12 protein-coding genes are annotated in these 14,979 nt (G+C 48.2%); all 12 read left to right on the top strand.

Annotation, left to right across the window (positions count from 1 at the left end; genetic code table 11):
• Window positions 1-32 precede the first annotated feature (32 nt).
• The 12 genes from crtI (at window position 33) to spoIIR (ending at window position 14,715) form a co-directional block, all read left to right on the top strand.
• Window positions 33-1,559 carry a phytoene desaturase family protein gene (gene crtI / locus MKY97_RS26360; protein WP_342556461.1) on the top strand — a complete coding sequence of 509 codons (1,527 nt, stop codon included), beginning with the start codon at window positions 33-35 and terminating at the stop codon, window positions 1,557-1,559.
• Between the two features lie 546 nt (window positions 1,560-2,105).
• Window positions 2,106-3,173 carry a type 2 isopentenyl-diphosphate Delta-isomerase gene (gene fni / locus MKY97_RS26355; protein WP_342553097.1) on the top strand — a complete coding sequence of 356 codons (1,068 nt, stop codon included), beginning with the start codon at window positions 2,106-2,108 and terminating at the stop codon, window positions 3,171-3,173.
• 460 nt (window positions 3,174-3,633) lie between these two features.
• Entirely contained in the window at window positions 3,634-5,043 is a 1,410-nt protein-coding gene (locus MKY97_RS26350) for a helix-turn-helix transcriptional regulator (RefSeq protein WP_342553096.1), read from the top strand.
• A gap of 199 nt (window positions 5,044-5,242) precedes the next feature.
• Complete coding sequence (locus tag MKY97_RS26345; protein ID WP_342553095.1) at window positions 5,243-5,413, top strand: aspartyl-phosphate phosphatase Spo0E family protein; 171 nt, start codon at window positions 5,243-5,245, stop codon at window positions 5,411-5,413.
• A gap of 438 nt (window positions 5,414-5,851) precedes the next feature.
• The gene (locus tag MKY97_RS26340) at window positions 5,852-6,328 is read left to right on the top strand and encodes a GNAT family N-acetyltransferase (protein ID WP_342553094.1); all 477 of its coding nucleotides are present in this window, start codon (window positions 5,852-5,854) and stop codon (window positions 6,326-6,328) included.
• A gap of 240 nt (window positions 6,329-6,568) precedes the next feature.
• Complete coding sequence (gene ychF, locus MKY97_RS26335; RefSeq protein WP_342553093.1) at window positions 6,569-7,669, top strand: redox-regulated ATPase YchF; 1,101 nt, start codon at window positions 6,569-6,571, stop codon at window positions 7,667-7,669.
• 228 nt (window positions 7,670-7,897) lie between these two features.
• A complete protein-coding gene (locus MKY97_RS26330; RefSeq protein WP_342553092.1) occupies window positions 7,898-8,497 on the top strand; it encodes an SUKH-4 family immunity protein in 600 nt (199 codons plus the stop codon).
• Window positions 8,498-8,880: 383 nt separating this feature from the next.
• A complete protein-coding gene (gene prfA, locus MKY97_RS26325) occupies window positions 8,881-9,948 on the top strand; it encodes a peptide chain release factor 1 (protein ID WP_342553091.1) in 1,068 nt (355 codons plus the stop codon).
• 24 nt (window positions 9,949-9,972) lie between these two features.
• Complete coding sequence (prmC, locus tag MKY97_RS26320) at window positions 9,973-10,863, top strand: peptide chain release factor N(5)-glutamine methyltransferase (RefSeq protein ID WP_342556460.1); 891 nt, start codon at window positions 9,973-9,975, stop codon at window positions 10,861-10,863.
• Between the two features lie 85 nt (window positions 10,864-10,948).
• Window positions 10,949-12,178 (top strand): FtsW/RodA/SpoVE family cell cycle protein, encoded by a 1,230-nt coding sequence (locus tag MKY97_RS26315; protein ID WP_342553090.1) that lies wholly within the window; start codon window positions 10,949-10,951, stop codon window positions 12,176-12,178.
• 306 nt (window positions 12,179-12,484) lie between these two features.
• Window positions 12,485-13,792, top strand: coding sequence for an FtsW/RodA/SpoVE family cell cycle protein (locus MKY97_RS26310; RefSeq protein ID WP_342553089.1), 1,308 nt, complete (start codon window positions 12,485-12,487; stop codon window positions 13,790-13,792).
• A gap of 263 nt (window positions 13,793-14,055) precedes the next feature.
• Window positions 14,056-14,715, top strand: coding sequence for a stage II sporulation protein R (gene spoIIR / locus MKY97_RS26305; RefSeq protein ID WP_342553088.1), 660 nt, complete (start codon window positions 14,056-14,058; stop codon window positions 14,713-14,715).
• Window positions 14,716-14,979: the final 264 nt, after the last annotated feature.

Raw genomic sequence — 14,979 nt, 5'->3', positions numbered from 1 at the left:
GGGCAGGAATGCTGCTGGGAGAAGAGATGAAAATGGATAACGGGCACCGGGCGGAGGCCTCAAACGGGAGCTTAAAACAGGATGTCATTATAATCGGGGCAGGCTTCGGTGGTCTGTCCTGTGCGATCCGTCTTGCCTCAGCCGGCTTACGGGTAATGATTCTGGAGCGTCAGGAGCATGTGGGCGGCAAGCTGCAGCAGATCCGGCAGGCGGGGTATCACTTTGACCGCGGGCCGAGCACGATCACGATGCCGGATGCGTTTCGCTCGGTGTTTGATCATGCAGGCGTGGCGATGGAGAACTATGTGCAATTGTACGAGCTGGAACCTCGAACACGTAATATTTTTGCTGACGGTACCGTGGTCGATCTGTCCAAAAATCGTGGCTCGATGAAAGAACAGATCGCTGCGTACAGTTCAGAGGATGCCTTACGTTATGATGCCTTCATGGATGAGTCTGCTGCATTGTACGCAGAAGCGAATCGTCATTTTCTCGGTAAACTGCTGCTGAAACCGTCTGACAAATACAATCTGCAAATGCTGCGCAGTCTGCTTAAGGTGCGGCCTGCGGTCAAGTTGGATAAGCTGCTGCGCAGGTACTTTAATCATCCGCATACCCTCGCGATGTTCGGAAGGTATGCTACGTACGTTGGATCTTCGCCGTATCTCTCGCCCTCAATCTTCGCCATGATGGGACACGTGGAAGCCGAGGTGGGCATATACGGGGTCAAAGGCGGAACGTATCAGCTTATTGAAGGTATGACTCGGCTTGCGTGCGAAAAAGGTGTGCAGATTCTGACGGGTGTAGAGGTGCATCAGATTGCAATTCAAAATGGCAGGGTGACGGGTGTGGATACAGATCGGGGTTTTATGGAGGCGAAGCAGGTTGTGGCTAACGGAGATGTGCTTAGTGTAAACCGGCTGCTGCTTGCACCTGAGCATCGGAAACGCATGAGTGATGCCCGGATTGCAAAGTACGAACCGTCCATTTCAGGCTTTGTCACCCTGGTCGGGGTGCGCAGGCAATACGATCAGCTGCTGCATCACACCGTCTTTTTCCCAGAGCAGTACGAGCCGGAGTTTGAACATATTTTCCGTAACCGCAGCATGCCTTCCGATCCAACGATATACATCTGTTACTCCGGGTACTCCGAAGCAGGCATGGCTCCAGAAGGAGCCAGCAATTTGTTCATTTTGGTGAACGCGCCATATCTGTCCGAGGCGTGGAACTGGGAAGAGCAGCAGACACGCTATGGAGAATTTGTGCTTGAACGATTGGAGGCACGCGGGATCAGCGGACTAAAACAATCGGATGTGCTGATCCGTTATACTCCCCAACATATTGAACAGGATACACTGGCTCATCAAGGATCTATCTATGGAATCTCCTCCAATTCGGTGAAGCAGACCTTCATGCGCCCAGGTAACCAAAGCAAAGATGTGCAGGGACTCTGGTACGTTGGCGGCACCACCCACCCTGGCGGTGGGACCCCGATTGTTACCTTGTCTGGTCAGCTTGTGGGTGAGCAGCTTGCAGTGGAGCTGGGAAAAATAATATAGGTGCGGCGAGAAATAGATTGTTCTGAAACCTGATGAAGTTAACGAGGTCAGATCAGTAATGCGAAACTTTATTGACTTAAACACTGAGGTGAAACAGGTACTCTGGTATCTCAATAAGCTGGTACACGTGCCGCGGGTCCAACTACGGAGAGAGGCTGCTTCAAGGCTTCAATGAGGCGTTACGTAAGGGTGCTCCAAAACCTTTAATGAGGTTATTCATCGAACTCATTTGGTTTTGGGGCGTCCTTTCATTAGGTGAAGAGGAGCGGTATACTGGAAAGAGTTGTGCATTGATAGAATACTGTCATGTTTGGCGTGATAAAGAGTCGGATGAACAACAAGTGTGGCGGCGGCAAAAGCACAAGATGGATTATTTCATATGTGTTATGTGTGGAAGGCGAACCGTGATCGCTGCGGATGTTCATTCCACTGCATTTCATTTACATAGAAACAAGGGGTACAGAGCAGCCAAACATGGGGTAGGGAGCAGGAAGCTAATGCAGGCCAGCCTACCCTGCACATTATTCTCACTTAGGAGGTCTCATCATGAATGAACAAGAGCGAGCCGGCAGACGGCTGCTGCCCGAAGTGGCAACGGGAGAACGGAAGCTGGAGCACGTGCGCCTCTGCTTGGAGGAGAATGTGGCAGGAGAAGGTATAACGAGTGGACTGGAAAAATATGCGTTCCGGCATCATCCGCTGCCAGAGTTAGACTTTGAAGAGGTGCGTCTAGACACTTCGTTCCTTGGTAAAACAATGCGTACACCTCTGCTCATCAGTTCGATGACGGGTGGAAGCCAAACCACAGGCGCTATCAATGAGCGCCTGGCGAGGGTAGCGAACGCCAGAGGTTGGGCGCTCGGTGTAGGCTCGATCCGGGCTGCCGTGGAACAGCCGGAACTCGCAAGCACATTTGATGTCCGCCGCTGGGCACCGGACATCCCGGTCATTGCGAACCTGGGCGCGGTTCAGCTGAACTATGGCTTCAGCACAGCTGATTTCCAGCGTGCCGTGGATATCGCCGGCGCGGATATACTCGTGCTGCATCTGAACACGCTGCAGGAGGTATTCCAGCCAGAAGGCAATACAAACTTCAGCGGACTATATCAGAGAATCGAGACATTATGCCGTGAGCTGGAAGTTCCTGTCGGTGTCAAGGAAGTTGGCTTCGGCATCGATGGCGTGACGGCACAGCGCCTGTACGAAGCGGGCATAGCATTCATCGATGTGGCTGGCGCGGGCGGTACAAGCTGGGTACAGGTGGAGAAGTACCGCAACAATAACCCGGTACGCCGAGCGGCGGCGGAAGCCTTTGCCGACTGGGGCATCCCCACAGCCGAGTGCATTCAGGATGTACGAGCGCTGAACCCCGATGGGGCGCTGATCGGAAGCGGCGGACTGTACACGGGCGTGGACGCCGCCAAAGCGCTCGCGCTGGGTGCCGACCTCGCAGGCTTCGGCCGCTCACTGCTCGAATCTGCCGTCACGTCCGACGAAGCACTGGATCAGCGACTGGAGCAGGTCGAATTCGAACTGCGCACCGTCATGTTTGGCATCGGCGCAGGCAGCATCGCAGGTGTGAAGCAGACAGAACGTTTGGTAGAGCGGCGGTAAGGTTGGTGGACGGGGACGTCGAGGAAGCAGCATTCGGTATCGGTTCAAAAGCTCTAACGATCCCACAGAACCTTATTCTGCACTTTTCGTGCTGTTTACAAATCTAACGATCACCAGAAGCGCTATTTAGGTGAAAACCTCCTAAATCCGGCGAAGAACGTGGCTATTCAAGTAAATAAGCCCCCTGGTGATCGTTAAAATTTCAAAGTGACCAAAAAGGGGCAAATAGCGTCGCTGGTGATCGTTAGAATTCGTGAGTGTAAGTCCGCTAATACTACCGGTTTGGATATTCGGGCGAAATCGTAATGATGGTAATTTTCCAAAAGATTCGCTCAACTAAAATGGGGCGGTCTTTTTTGTATATTAAAGTAAAATATTTACAAGTTAAATATTGATGCTAGTTACTAAAATATTGTATGATCTCATTAATTAAGCTTCATTTTGGGAAGGCGGTGTCCCTGTGAGCGAAAAAGCCACAATTCGTGACCATTTAGAACGATATTTGAAAAGGAATCGGATGACCATTAATCGTTTCTCAGAGATTTCAGGTGTGAATTCCGGGACACTAAGCGGCACCTTGAAAGGACTTCGACCAATAGGTTTGAATCAGTTGGATCGTATTACTGCTGGAATTGGTTTACCTGAAGGCGAGTTATATGAATTATACATAAACGAATATCTGATAGACTCAAGTCTGGACTGGAGAAGGCTCAGACCTTTTCTGTATCGTTGTGCGGAGTTAGGCCGTGTAACACATATGGAGACAGCGATAAATTATGTGATTGATAACCTTTCGTACGTACCTCTGTTGTTTGAATTGGCTGAACAGTTATATAACGAGGGAAAGCTGGAGGAATGTAAACCCTTGTATAGTTGTGTAGCAGAAAGTGAGAAGCTGCAGCATTCGGAACGTCTGGCTTTAAGCCAGTACCGTCTGTTTTCGATAGGACTTTCGAATGACCAGGTGAATAATCTGACTTTAGCTGCACGATTCGAACTATTTGTAGAACGGCTGGATGAGTCGTATCAATTCGATGCGCTGAATGACCTGATTAATGTGTATGCATCCTTGCGCCGCTGGGACAAAGTGAAAGAATTTGCTGACCAGCTGCAGATCAAAGCTTTTATCCAATATGATGCCAAGAAAACATTAAGAGAAGTTGAGTCTAAAACGAAAAAGAAGATGGTATTTTATGCTTTGTATTCTTACCTTGCTCTTGCCGAGGTCAGTTATCAATATGGAAAATATGAAGAAACTCTTCAGTATGTTTCAAAATACGCCGACTACAGCTGGATCAAAGATCCGACCGAAGAAGAAGAGATCGTGATCCTTCAGTTCAAGGACTGGTCAGAAGGAAATAACTACTATTTTAGATTGTTATCAGGTGAAACAGAGTTGATTCAAGATTATTTAAAGTATATCTCTGATCGGAAAAAAGAAGTATTTCCTGCACTTTGCGCCATTGTGACCGCAGCGAATCGATATGATGTCAATATTGACGACGTACTTGAGCAGTACCAATCTCATCTGGTATACGAGGAACAGAGCAGTCGCTTTGGAAAAATGAGCAAGCAGTACACCAATGACCAATATGGCATTTTACTGGCCGGGTTAGGTACGTACTATTTAAGAAATAACGATTACGACAGAGGCGCAGCTTATATTCGCCAAGGTATGGATTTTGCAATTGAAAATATGAATAAGGATGGCCTTCTGGATTGTTTGGGGCTGTTTGATGATTTGCAGTACTATACATCTGGACAGGGAGATAAGCCAAGCGCAGAACAGCTGATTGAGAAGATTCAGAGATTGTATAGTCCAGATCAGTTAAATCATAAAAAAACAAGTACGACCAACAAATATAGTTAGTTGTCATCGCAATTGAAAAGAAGCAGCTTTTGCGTAGGTACATCCTCAGCTTTCGAATGGTTCCTTGAATAGACAATCGTTATAGATTGTTCAGAGGACTTTCGGATAAAGGGTGTTTTTTGTTGTTTGCTGTTGGAGTTTATTTGAATTTATGTTAATTAGCAGGATGTTCTAAAATAGTACAGCAGGGAGGGGTGTTATGAATCGAGACGAACTCAAGCTGCGAATCGAGGAAGCAAGGGAGAGGCTCCACCAACTAAAAACGGAGTACGGCGAGCTTATTCACCCTCAGGTAGTCCATCAGTCGATGGTGCTCGATGAACTCATTAATATGTACAATCAGGTGAAAAGGATAAAGCCGATGGAATAACCCATCGACCTCTGGGCGAGAAACTTTGGCCGGTCGCTCGCCCTTATATTTTAACATAAGTAGAAGCGAAGCAAGAGAAACATTCAACTTACATACATTTTTCCTTCACAGTGACATTTTCATTTTGAAAAAGGGACGATGCGGTTTGATGTGTATGGTTAAACCGTCCTTTCTATTCGAGTGCAATTCGGAATTCATTCTTTCTTATAAAATTCTTTCTTAATAAAGAGATAACGAAGAAATGCATGCAAAAGTTGACTTTGGAAATTGTAGAGCAGTGATCCAGGGGGAAGTTTCATAACGAATATGATAAAGTACTTATAATAAGAAGAGCATGAGGAGCCTAGAGGGTTAACCTCTAAGGTAACTAGATCTGCTGCCGATATATACATAACATGCACACCTAAGTGATTACAACCAGATGAGGAGGAGTAGAGAATGGAACTGTCCCCAATGAATACGGAACAATTTGCGAGTTTCCGCAGCCGTTCGATTGCGGATTTTGCACAGGAAAAAGTAGAAGCAGGCACGTGGGCGCCGGAAGAGGCATTAGAACGGGCAGAGGAATCTTATGAGCGTTATCTGCCGGAAGGTTTGGAGACGCCAGGGGCATACGTATACAATCTGGTGCATCCTGTGGACGGCATTGTCGGGTACATCTGGTTTAATGTTACGGAGAATCGCCGGGGGAAAGAAGCCTTTCTGCTGGATATTGTGGTGGAAGAGGTGCATCGCGGCAAAGGGTATGGCAAAGAGACGATGGAGGCGCTTGAAAAGAGCGCGCGAAGTCTTGGAGTAGATCGCATTGGGCTGCATGTGTTTGGACATAATGAGCGGGCGAGCAGCCTGTATCGCAAAATGGGCTATGAAGTGACGGACTTGACGATGTACAAAGAGATCAAGGACAAGGGCTAGAGCCGAGCTTTAACCCTGCAAATCCTATCATACTGCAAACGGATCATTCATTCAGGCCAAGCGAGCGATTAAAACATATGGTCCGAAGGGGATATCAACATGCAGGCAGGAAACAGCGATATGAAGATCGGAAGGACTGTTTATGATCCAGCGAAGTTCCTTGATGCCTTGGGGTTTGTCATATATAATGGTTAGGATTATCCATACCGAACAAGTAATGAATGAGGAGTTGTCATATACATGGCTTTGAAAGCTGGGATCGTGGGTCTGCCGAACGTTGGTAAATCTACATTGTTTAACGCAATTACACAAGCAGGTGCCGAGTCCGCAAACTATCCGTTTTGTACGATCGACCCGAACGTGGGGATCGTTGAAGTACCGGACGAGCGTTTGGACAAATTGACAGAACTGGTTGAGCCGAAAAAAACGGTTCCTACCGCATTTGAATTCGTAGACATCGCAGGTCTGGTACGGGGAGCTTCCAAAGGCGAAGGTCTGGGCAACAAGTTTCTTGCCCACATCCGTGAAGTCGATGCGATCGTACACGTGGTACGCTGCTTCGTAGACGAGAATATCACGCACGTCGATGGAAAAATTGATCCGATCAGCGACATCCAGACGATCAATCTGGAGCTGATTCTGGCGGATATCGAGAGTGTAGAGAAAAAAATCGATCGCTCCAAGAAAAACATGAAGGGCGGCAACAAAACGGCTGCTCAAGAAGTGGAAGTATTGGAGAAGGTAAAAGCAGTTCTTTATGAAGATATGCCAGCACGCAGCATGGAGTTGTCGGATGAAGAGCGTCTGATCGTACGTGATCTGCACCTGCTTACGCTGAAACCGGTTCTGTATGCGGCCAACGTGGCTGAGGACGAAATTGGTGATGTAGCGAACAATGCGTACGTGCAGAAAGTAAGAGAATTCGCTGCTGCCGAGAACGCGGAAGTGGTGCCAATTAGCGCGAAGGTTGAAGAAGAAATCTCCGAGCTGGAAGGCGAAGATAAACAAATGTTCCTCGAAGAGCTGGGGATTCAGGAATCTGGTCTGAACCTGCTGATTAAAGCAGCTTACAAATTGCTTGGCCTGTACACGTACTTTACAGCGGGTGTACAAGAGGTTCGTGCATGGACGATCCGTAAAGGAACAAAAGCGCCCGGCGCAGCGGGTGTCATTCACACCGACTTCGAACGTGGATTCATCCGTGCAGAGGTTGTTTCATATGACGATCTGGTTGCAGCAGGTTCCATGAACGGTGCCAAAGAGCGCGGCCAACTGCGTCTGGAAGGTAAAGAGTATGTGGTGAATGACGGCGACGTGATGCATTTCCGTTTCAACGTGTAATAACCGAGTAAACGGAAGTTCAGACGGGTTCGTATATACAAAGGGCACTAGTCAAAATTAAAGAACAGCATCGCTCTCTATCTTTAGAGAATGATGCTGTTTTTGTTTTACATTTTACTCGGAGGTGTGCCCGGTTATTGACGAAGATATGATTGCGTTTTCACTTTATTGTTTATCCGTGATGGATATAATAAAAGGTAAGAAGTACTCCTTGAGGAGGTGGCGGCATTGGAGAATACGTCTAAGGTCGTTCGATTTGATCCTGCACTTGTAGAGAAGGCAGGGCTGGACAGAGAGACACAGGAGCTGCTGCTGCATTCTGGTCTGCTGCAGATCAGGATGAACGGTGAAGATATACTCGGTATCCGGTTTGACTCACAGACGAATCAAGGTCTGATATGGGCAGAAGATGATCTTCGAATGCTGCTCCCTATCGGTTATGAGTGGGATGAGAAGACGGCAATCCTCGGGCTGGAGGCTGGCACGGGGATACTATATAGAATAGATGTACAGACCGGAGAGTGTGCCGTGGTGAACAGCAGCATCCATCGGTTTATGGAATTTTTGCACAGGTACGCATCATTCATTCATGAGCATTCCAAGCAAGCTGCACCCAGTGTCATGACGCTGGAACAAGCGCAGGCGAAGCTGGAGGCTTTTCGGCGCGGAGAGATTAAACCTCGATCGCAGCAAAGTGACCGATCTACCAGAGATCAGGCGTTGAAGGATCTGCGTTTATTTTATACAGAGAAAGACCCGGTAAGTGTGCTGAATGAGGAGACTTGGTGGAGCGTTGTGCTGGAGCAGGTAGAAGATGGGGTGCTCTAGCGGGTCAAATGAATCCTGAAAATTTTAAGGTGCACACCCGGAACTGTTGCTGTTCAGAAGCATAAGAATATGCTATAATTAAGAGTCGTATACCGATGATGAACTGTTCGTTTCAATCGTTGAGAGGAGACGGAGGATTCCAGCAGGTAACGATTTCTTTATATCACTTTAAAAGTAAAGGATTTGATGACGTTGTAGCGAGGTTATACGTCGATCATATAAGACCATGTGAATTGGAATGACATGCTGCGGTCAAGGGATTCAGATGGAATCCTGTGGATTGTGGAATTTTGAATTATAGATATGTGATACGAATGGCGCAGTCGGAATCGTATATTGAAACCGGGATGTGCATGACAAAATAAAACGTGAGGTGACTATACATGTTGGATAAATTGCAGGCATTAGCCGATCGTTATGAAAAGCTGAGCGAGCTTTTGTGTGACCCGGATGTAGCCAGTGATAACAAAAAGCTGCGTGAATATTCCAAGGAGCAATCTGATCTTCAGCCGACATACGATGCGTACAATGAGTACAAACAAGTGAGCGAGGATCTGGAAGCGGCGAAGGAAATGCAGGGCGAGAAGCTGGATGACGAGATGCGCGAGATGGTCAAAATGGAAATCGAAGAACTGTCCGCACGTCAGAAAGAGCTGGATGAACTGATTCGTGTACTCATGCTGCCGAAAGACCCGAATGATGATAAAAACGTCATTGTGGAGATTCGCGGCGCAGCTGGTGGAGATGAAGCGGCGTTGTTTGCGGCAGATCTATACCGGATGTATACCCGTTATGCGGATGCACAGGGCTGGAAAGTGGAACTGATGGATGTGAACACGAATGACCTCGGTGGATTCAAAGAGGTTGTGTTCATGATCAACGGTCGCGGCGCATACAGCAAAATGAAATACGAGAGCGGTGCGCACCGTGTACAGCGTATTCCAACGACGGAATCCGGCGGACGGATTCATACATCGACTTCAACCGTTGCTGTAATGCCGGAAGCGGAAGATTTTGATATCGAAATTCACGATAAAGACATTCGTGTCGATACGTTCTGCTCCAGTGGTGCGGGTGGACAATCGGTTAATACAACGAAATCGGCGGTACGGGTAACCCACGTTCCAACGGGCATTGTAGCTACGTGTCAGGATGGAAAATCGCAGAACTCCAACAAGGAAAAAGCGCTGCAGGTGCTGCGTACACGTATCTTCGATATGAAACGCATGGAAGAAGAAGCGAAAATCTCCGTGGAGCGCAAAAGCAAAGTGGGAACGGGAGACCGCAGTGAGCGGATTCGCACGTACAACTTCCCGCAAAGCCGTGTTACCGATCACCGTATCGGTCTGACGATGCACAAGCTGGATCAGATCATGAACGGGGAGATCGAAGATATTCTGTCTGCACTGACGATTGCACAGCAGACGGAAATGATGGAAAGAGGAGAATAATCTGTGACGCGCGCTCAGTTTGTCATGACGCCGGAGCAGAGCTGCCGGGAAGCCTTTGTCGAGGCTTCCTCTTTTTTGGAGAAGTGCGGCGTGTACGAGCCGCAGAACAATGCCCGGCTGCTGCTGGAGCATGTGCTGGGCGTCTATGGCGCACAGTACTACATGATGCAGCCGGAGCCGTTCCCCGGGGAGCTGCGCAGCCGCTGGGAAGAAGCCGTTACGCGCAAGGCTGCGGGTGAGCCGGCGCAGTATATTATCGGCAGCCAGGAGTTTTACGGGCTGCCGTTCGAAGTCACGCCGGCCGTGCTGATCCCGCGGCCGGAGACCGAGCTGCTGGTCGAGGCTGTGCTGCGCGAAGCCGACCGCGTGTGTGCTGGCGCCGGCCGTGCAGTGCACGCCGTCGACATTGGTACGGGCAGCGGTGCCATCGCCGTGACGATGGCTTCGCTTCGCCCGCAGTGGCAGGTGTCCGCCGGGGATCTCTCGGCGGATGCGCTGCAGGTGGCCGCGCGCAACGCGGCCGCGAACGGTGTACAGATCGACTTCCGTGAAGGCGATCTGCTGGCCCCGTTCGCCGGGGAGCGGTTGGACATTCTGGTGTCCAACCCGCCCTATATCCCGGCAGGAGATATCGCCGGGCTGCAGCAGGAGGTGCGCGATCATGAGCCGCACCTCGCATTGGATGGCGGTCCGGACGGGCTTGCCCCGTACCGTATCATGCTGGAGCAGCTGCAGCTGCTGTCTGCGCCGCCGCAGATTGTCGGTTTTGAGCTGGGCATGGGCCAGGCTCGGGACGTGGCGGCGCTGCTGGAATCGGCGGGGCATTGGCCGGAAATTATCATTGTTCCTGACCTTGCCGGAATTGAGCGGCATGTCCTGGGTGTTCGACCTTCGGAACAGGTGACAAAAATGTAAGGCGCGTAAGTTTTCTTTTTGCCGCGAAATCCTCTACAATGGGGTATGCCGAAGATTTTCTGAATGCTTGGGGGAACATAATTACATGCTGCACAAATTCAAAAAGATCGACTACTCCATCGTTTTTATTTTGTTGATCCTGATGGTCATCAGTATAATGGCCATTTACAGTACTACGACTGGTCGTCCGAAGGTCGAGGGATTCACCAAAAATATGATTGTATTTTATGTTTTGGGTTTTGCTGTTTTTTTCGGAATGTCCATGATCAACTATAAATTCATCGTCAAAAATTATTTATATATCTATGGGCTTGGTCTGTTCCTGTTAGTTCTGGTTTTGTTTATCGGTAATGAGTACTACGGAGCCCAAGGCTGGCTTTCGATTGGCGGAGTCAGTCTGCAGCCTTCGGAGCTGTTCAAGCTATGTCTTATTGTCATGTTATCGACACTGCTCGCCAGAAAGAAGAACAGGCCTTTGTTTTTAGGGCGAGATGTCATTCCCATCAGTCTGTGTGTTCTGCCGCCCTTACTGCTTGTGCTGCTGCAAAATGACCTGGGTGCGGTACTCAGTTATATCTTTATCTGGATCGGTCTATTATGGATCGGCAATATCAAGTTTTCACATGCATTGATTGGTTTTGTACTGGCGGTAAGCGCAATCGTTGCTGGCATACAGGCCTATATTCATTATCATGATGAAATTACAGGTTTCCTCAAAGATATTAAACGTGCACACTGGGCAGAGCGGTTCGACCCTTGGCTCGTGCCTGAACTGACATCCAGAGATGTATTATGGCAGACATACAATGCCAAACTTGCCATAGGTTCGGGTGGTGTTACCGGCAAAGGGTATATGGAAGGAACGACCATTCAATCCAATCGGGTACCCTTGGCTTACGCGGACTCGATTTTTGTACAGATCGGTGAAGAATTTGGTTTTGTTGGTGCTTCGGTACTGCTTTTATTGTATTTCATCCTGATTCATAGGCTGGTGTTGATCGCTTTGGAATGTAAGGACCGGGTAGGTGCCTATTTAATCGTAGGCATTATTGCGATGATTCTGTATCAGGTCTTTGTTAATATTGGTCCGTTTATAGGCCTCATGCCGCTGACCGGTATTACGCTTCCTTTTATCAGCTATGGGGGTACATCACTGCTGATCAACATGATCAGTATGGGCATTGCCATGAGCATCAAGGTGCACACCGAGGACAACGAAGATATTCTGGGATCAGCGGAACAGCCGAGCATTACGGAACTGGTGATGAAGCTGTTCAGACGCAAACCTGTGCAGCAGGAGCAGCCGGAACAGTAAACGTGGAGATTCCATTAACGTTTGCAGCGATTCTCTCATCAAAGCTCGGAGTTACAAATGCAGCGTAAAACTTTTCATAAAACCTTGGAACCGATCTTTCCAGCATGGACTGGACAGATCGGTTCCAAGGTTTTTTTGTTTTTTCATAGGTAAGGCTGCGGCATGAGGAATGATGTCCCTGCATCGAAAAGTGGAATTTGTCACATGATGATCGAGTTTCCATTCTCCCAACGAATTAGGTACAATGGTAATAATGATCTATATTGGGAATATACGATGTGAGATATAGGGGGATAATCAAACATCATGTGGAGAATGGTGAAAAAGCTGGACGGCATCATACTTTTTGTATTGCTGTTATTAATGGTTATGAGTGTATTTGCGATCTACAGCGGTACACGTTTTGATCCCAATCTGGCAAGTCATCATGTGAAAACCATTTATTTCTATGCAGCAGGGTTTATCGCTGTCATTGGAATTGGATTAGTCAACTACAAGCTGTATGTGAGATACGCATTTCTTCTGTACGGCATCGGTATCATTTTTCTAATATTGGCTAATGTGCTTGGAAGTAAGGTTAATAACGCGAACGGCTGGCTGAAGATCAGCGAGAGCATTTCGTTTCAACCTGCCGAATTGTTTAAAATGATTCTCATTTTGTTCCTCGCCCATCTTATTGTGAAGCGTAAACGAGGGGATCTGGGTTTTTGGAGAGACGTGGTGCCGATTGGATGTTGGACATTTATTCCGTTTGCCCTTGTTATGGCACAGAATGACTTGGGTAATGCTCTGGGGTATGTGATCATTCTGGCTGCAGTATTATGGATCGGCAATATCAAGCTGAAACATGCATTAATCGGGCTGACGATTATAGGTGCATTCTTTATTGGGTTCATCAAAGCATATACGTTCTACCATGATGAGGTGTTCTCATTTCTGGAAAAAATCAAACGGGAGCATTGGGCTGAACGGATTGATCCGTGGCTTGTTCCCGAGAAAGCAACTGCCAAAGCGATGTGGCATACGAAAAATGCCGGGCTAGCCATCGGATCAGGCGGGATTATGGGTAAAGGGTTCCTGGAAGGCACCTCTGTCCAAAGCGGACGTGTACCTTATACGTACTCGGATTCGATCTTTGTAGTGATCGCAGAGGAATTTGGTTTTGTAGGAGCTTCCCTGCTGATTCTATTATATTTTATCCTCATCCATCGGATGGTGCTGATCGCACTGGAGTGCAAAGAACGGGCCGGACCCATTATCATCGTGGGCATTATCGGTATGCTGCTCTATCAGGTGTTTGAAAATATAGGAGCATTTCTTGGGCTTATGCCGCTGACGGGCATCACGCTGCCATTTATCAGTTATGGCGGAACGTCTTTGCTGATCAACATGGCCTGTATCGGGCTGGTGATGAGCATTAAACTGTACGGGGACGAGGATGAAGATGAACTGCTCCCAGAGGAGCAGCCTCCGTCCTTCATGCAGCGAATCTGGGACTTGATCAAGAAGAGAAAAGAGAAAAGAGAACAGCATCATGCAGCTGTATTTACGTTGGAGGAAGTGACTTATCCTGTTCCCCAAGGAAATGAATCCAAGAGGTTGACAGGCCTGTGAGCAGGCCAGGGTCAGCCTCTTTTTTATGAATTTATTTGATCAAATAAGGATAAGGATATCATGGTCTGAAAGCGATAGGAGAGAGAGCATAAGATCAAGGCCATGGCAAACACATCGACGATGCAGCGCTTCGGTTATCGTTGTTTCTATGAGACATTTTAATAGATTTGTGAATATACTAGGTTTACTTCCCGCTCATCCGGGCATACTGATAGACATGAGAGAGTTGGGCGCTGGATACCGAGCCGAGGGGGAAGAACGGGATGAGCAGACGAATCGTGAAGCAAATTGGACTTATTATTGTATGTCTTATGATGATCATTATGATGTGGGAAGGTCAGAAAACGGATGCGGCTGTTGCAGCGACGGCGATACCGGAGCAGTCGATTCGATTGCGGATACTGGCAAATTCCGATGGGGCAGGAGATCAGCTTGTCAAACGTGAGATACGGGATGCGGTGGTTGCACAGATGGGCGAGTGGGTCGGAACCTTGGAAAATCCGCAAAGTCTGGAGCAGGCACGCCATGTGATTCGGGAGCATCTGTCCGAGATTGAGAATCGGGTAGGTGAAGAGTTAACGAAACGTGGACTGACCTATGATTATCAAGTAGAGCTCGGCACGGTTCCTTTTCCTACTAAGCTGTATGGCGGCACGGTATACCCTGCAGGTGATTATGAAGCGGTACGGATCACGCTGGGTGAAGGCAAAGGGCAGAACTGGTGGTGTGTATTGTTCCCGCCATTGTGTTTTATCGATGCGAGTACAGGGGATGCACTGGCTAAACCAGCTGCAGTCTCTGCGGCAGGAGCAGACTCGGTAGAGGTGAAGGCATCCATGCAGGGAGAGACGCCTGAAGCAAGATTCTTTCTATGGGATATAGCTGTGAAACTGTGGGATTGGGTAACAGGATTATTCTCCTAACAACGTGATTTCGATATGAAGTATTTGGATGGAAATAGGATATAAATCATGAGAGAGGCCTCTGCTGCGGGTGTGCAGAGAGCTTCTTTTTTAGGAACGAGGCTGTGAAGGGGAGCGTACTTATGGCTCGATCAAACCTGAAACGTGACAGATATGCTATACTAATATGTACTGAAATTGAACCTACTTGAAGTTTAGGGATGATGATATATATGAACAGAGAGCATGAATCTATGCAGCATCACTCGTTAGAGGATAAGTTGG

The organism is Paenibacillus sp. FSL R7-0652, from assembly GCF_038595045.1.
GTDB lineage: Bacteria > Bacillota > Bacilli > Paenibacillales > Paenibacillaceae > Paenibacillus.
This window is presented reverse-complemented; position numbering and strand designations above follow the sequence as displayed.

What these genes read in the sequence shown, in the direction of transcription:
- crtI (WP_342556461.1), top strand. Translation starts at nt 33, where the DNA reads ATGGATAACGGGCACCGGGCGGAGGCCTCAAACGGGAGCTTAAAACAG.
- fni (WP_342553097.1), top strand. Translation starts at nt 2,106, where the DNA reads ATGAATGAACAAGAGCGAGCCGGCAGACGGCTGCTGCCCGAAGTGGCA.
- MKY97_RS26345 (WP_342553095.1), top strand. Translation starts at nt 5,243, where the DNA reads ATGAATCGAGACGAACTCAAGCTGCGAATCGAGGAAGCAAGGGAGAGG.
- MKY97_RS26340 (WP_342553094.1), top strand. Translation starts at nt 5,852, where the DNA reads ATGGAACTGTCCCCAATGAATACGGAACAATTTGCGAGTTTCCGCAGC.
- ychF (WP_342553093.1), top strand. Translation starts at nt 6,569, where the DNA reads ATGGCTTTGAAAGCTGGGATCGTGGGTCTGCCGAACGTTGGTAAATCT.
- prfA (WP_342553091.1), top strand. Translation starts at nt 8,881, where the DNA reads ATGTTGGATAAATTGCAGGCATTAGCCGATCGTTATGAAAAGCTGAGC.
- prmC (WP_342556460.1), top strand. Translation starts at nt 9,973, where the DNA reads ATGACGCCGGAGCAGAGCTGCCGGGAAGCCTTTGTCGAGGCTTCCTCT.
- MKY97_RS26315 (WP_342553090.1), top strand. Translation starts at nt 10,949, where the DNA reads ATGCTGCACAAATTCAAAAAGATCGACTACTCCATCGTTTTTATTTTG.
- MKY97_RS26310 (WP_342553089.1), top strand. Translation starts at nt 12,485, where the DNA reads ATGTGGAGAATGGTGAAAAAGCTGGACGGCATCATACTTTTTGTATTG.
- spoIIR (WP_342553088.1), top strand. Translation starts at nt 14,056, where the DNA reads ATGAGCAGACGAATCGTGAAGCAAATTGGACTTATTATTGTATGTCTT.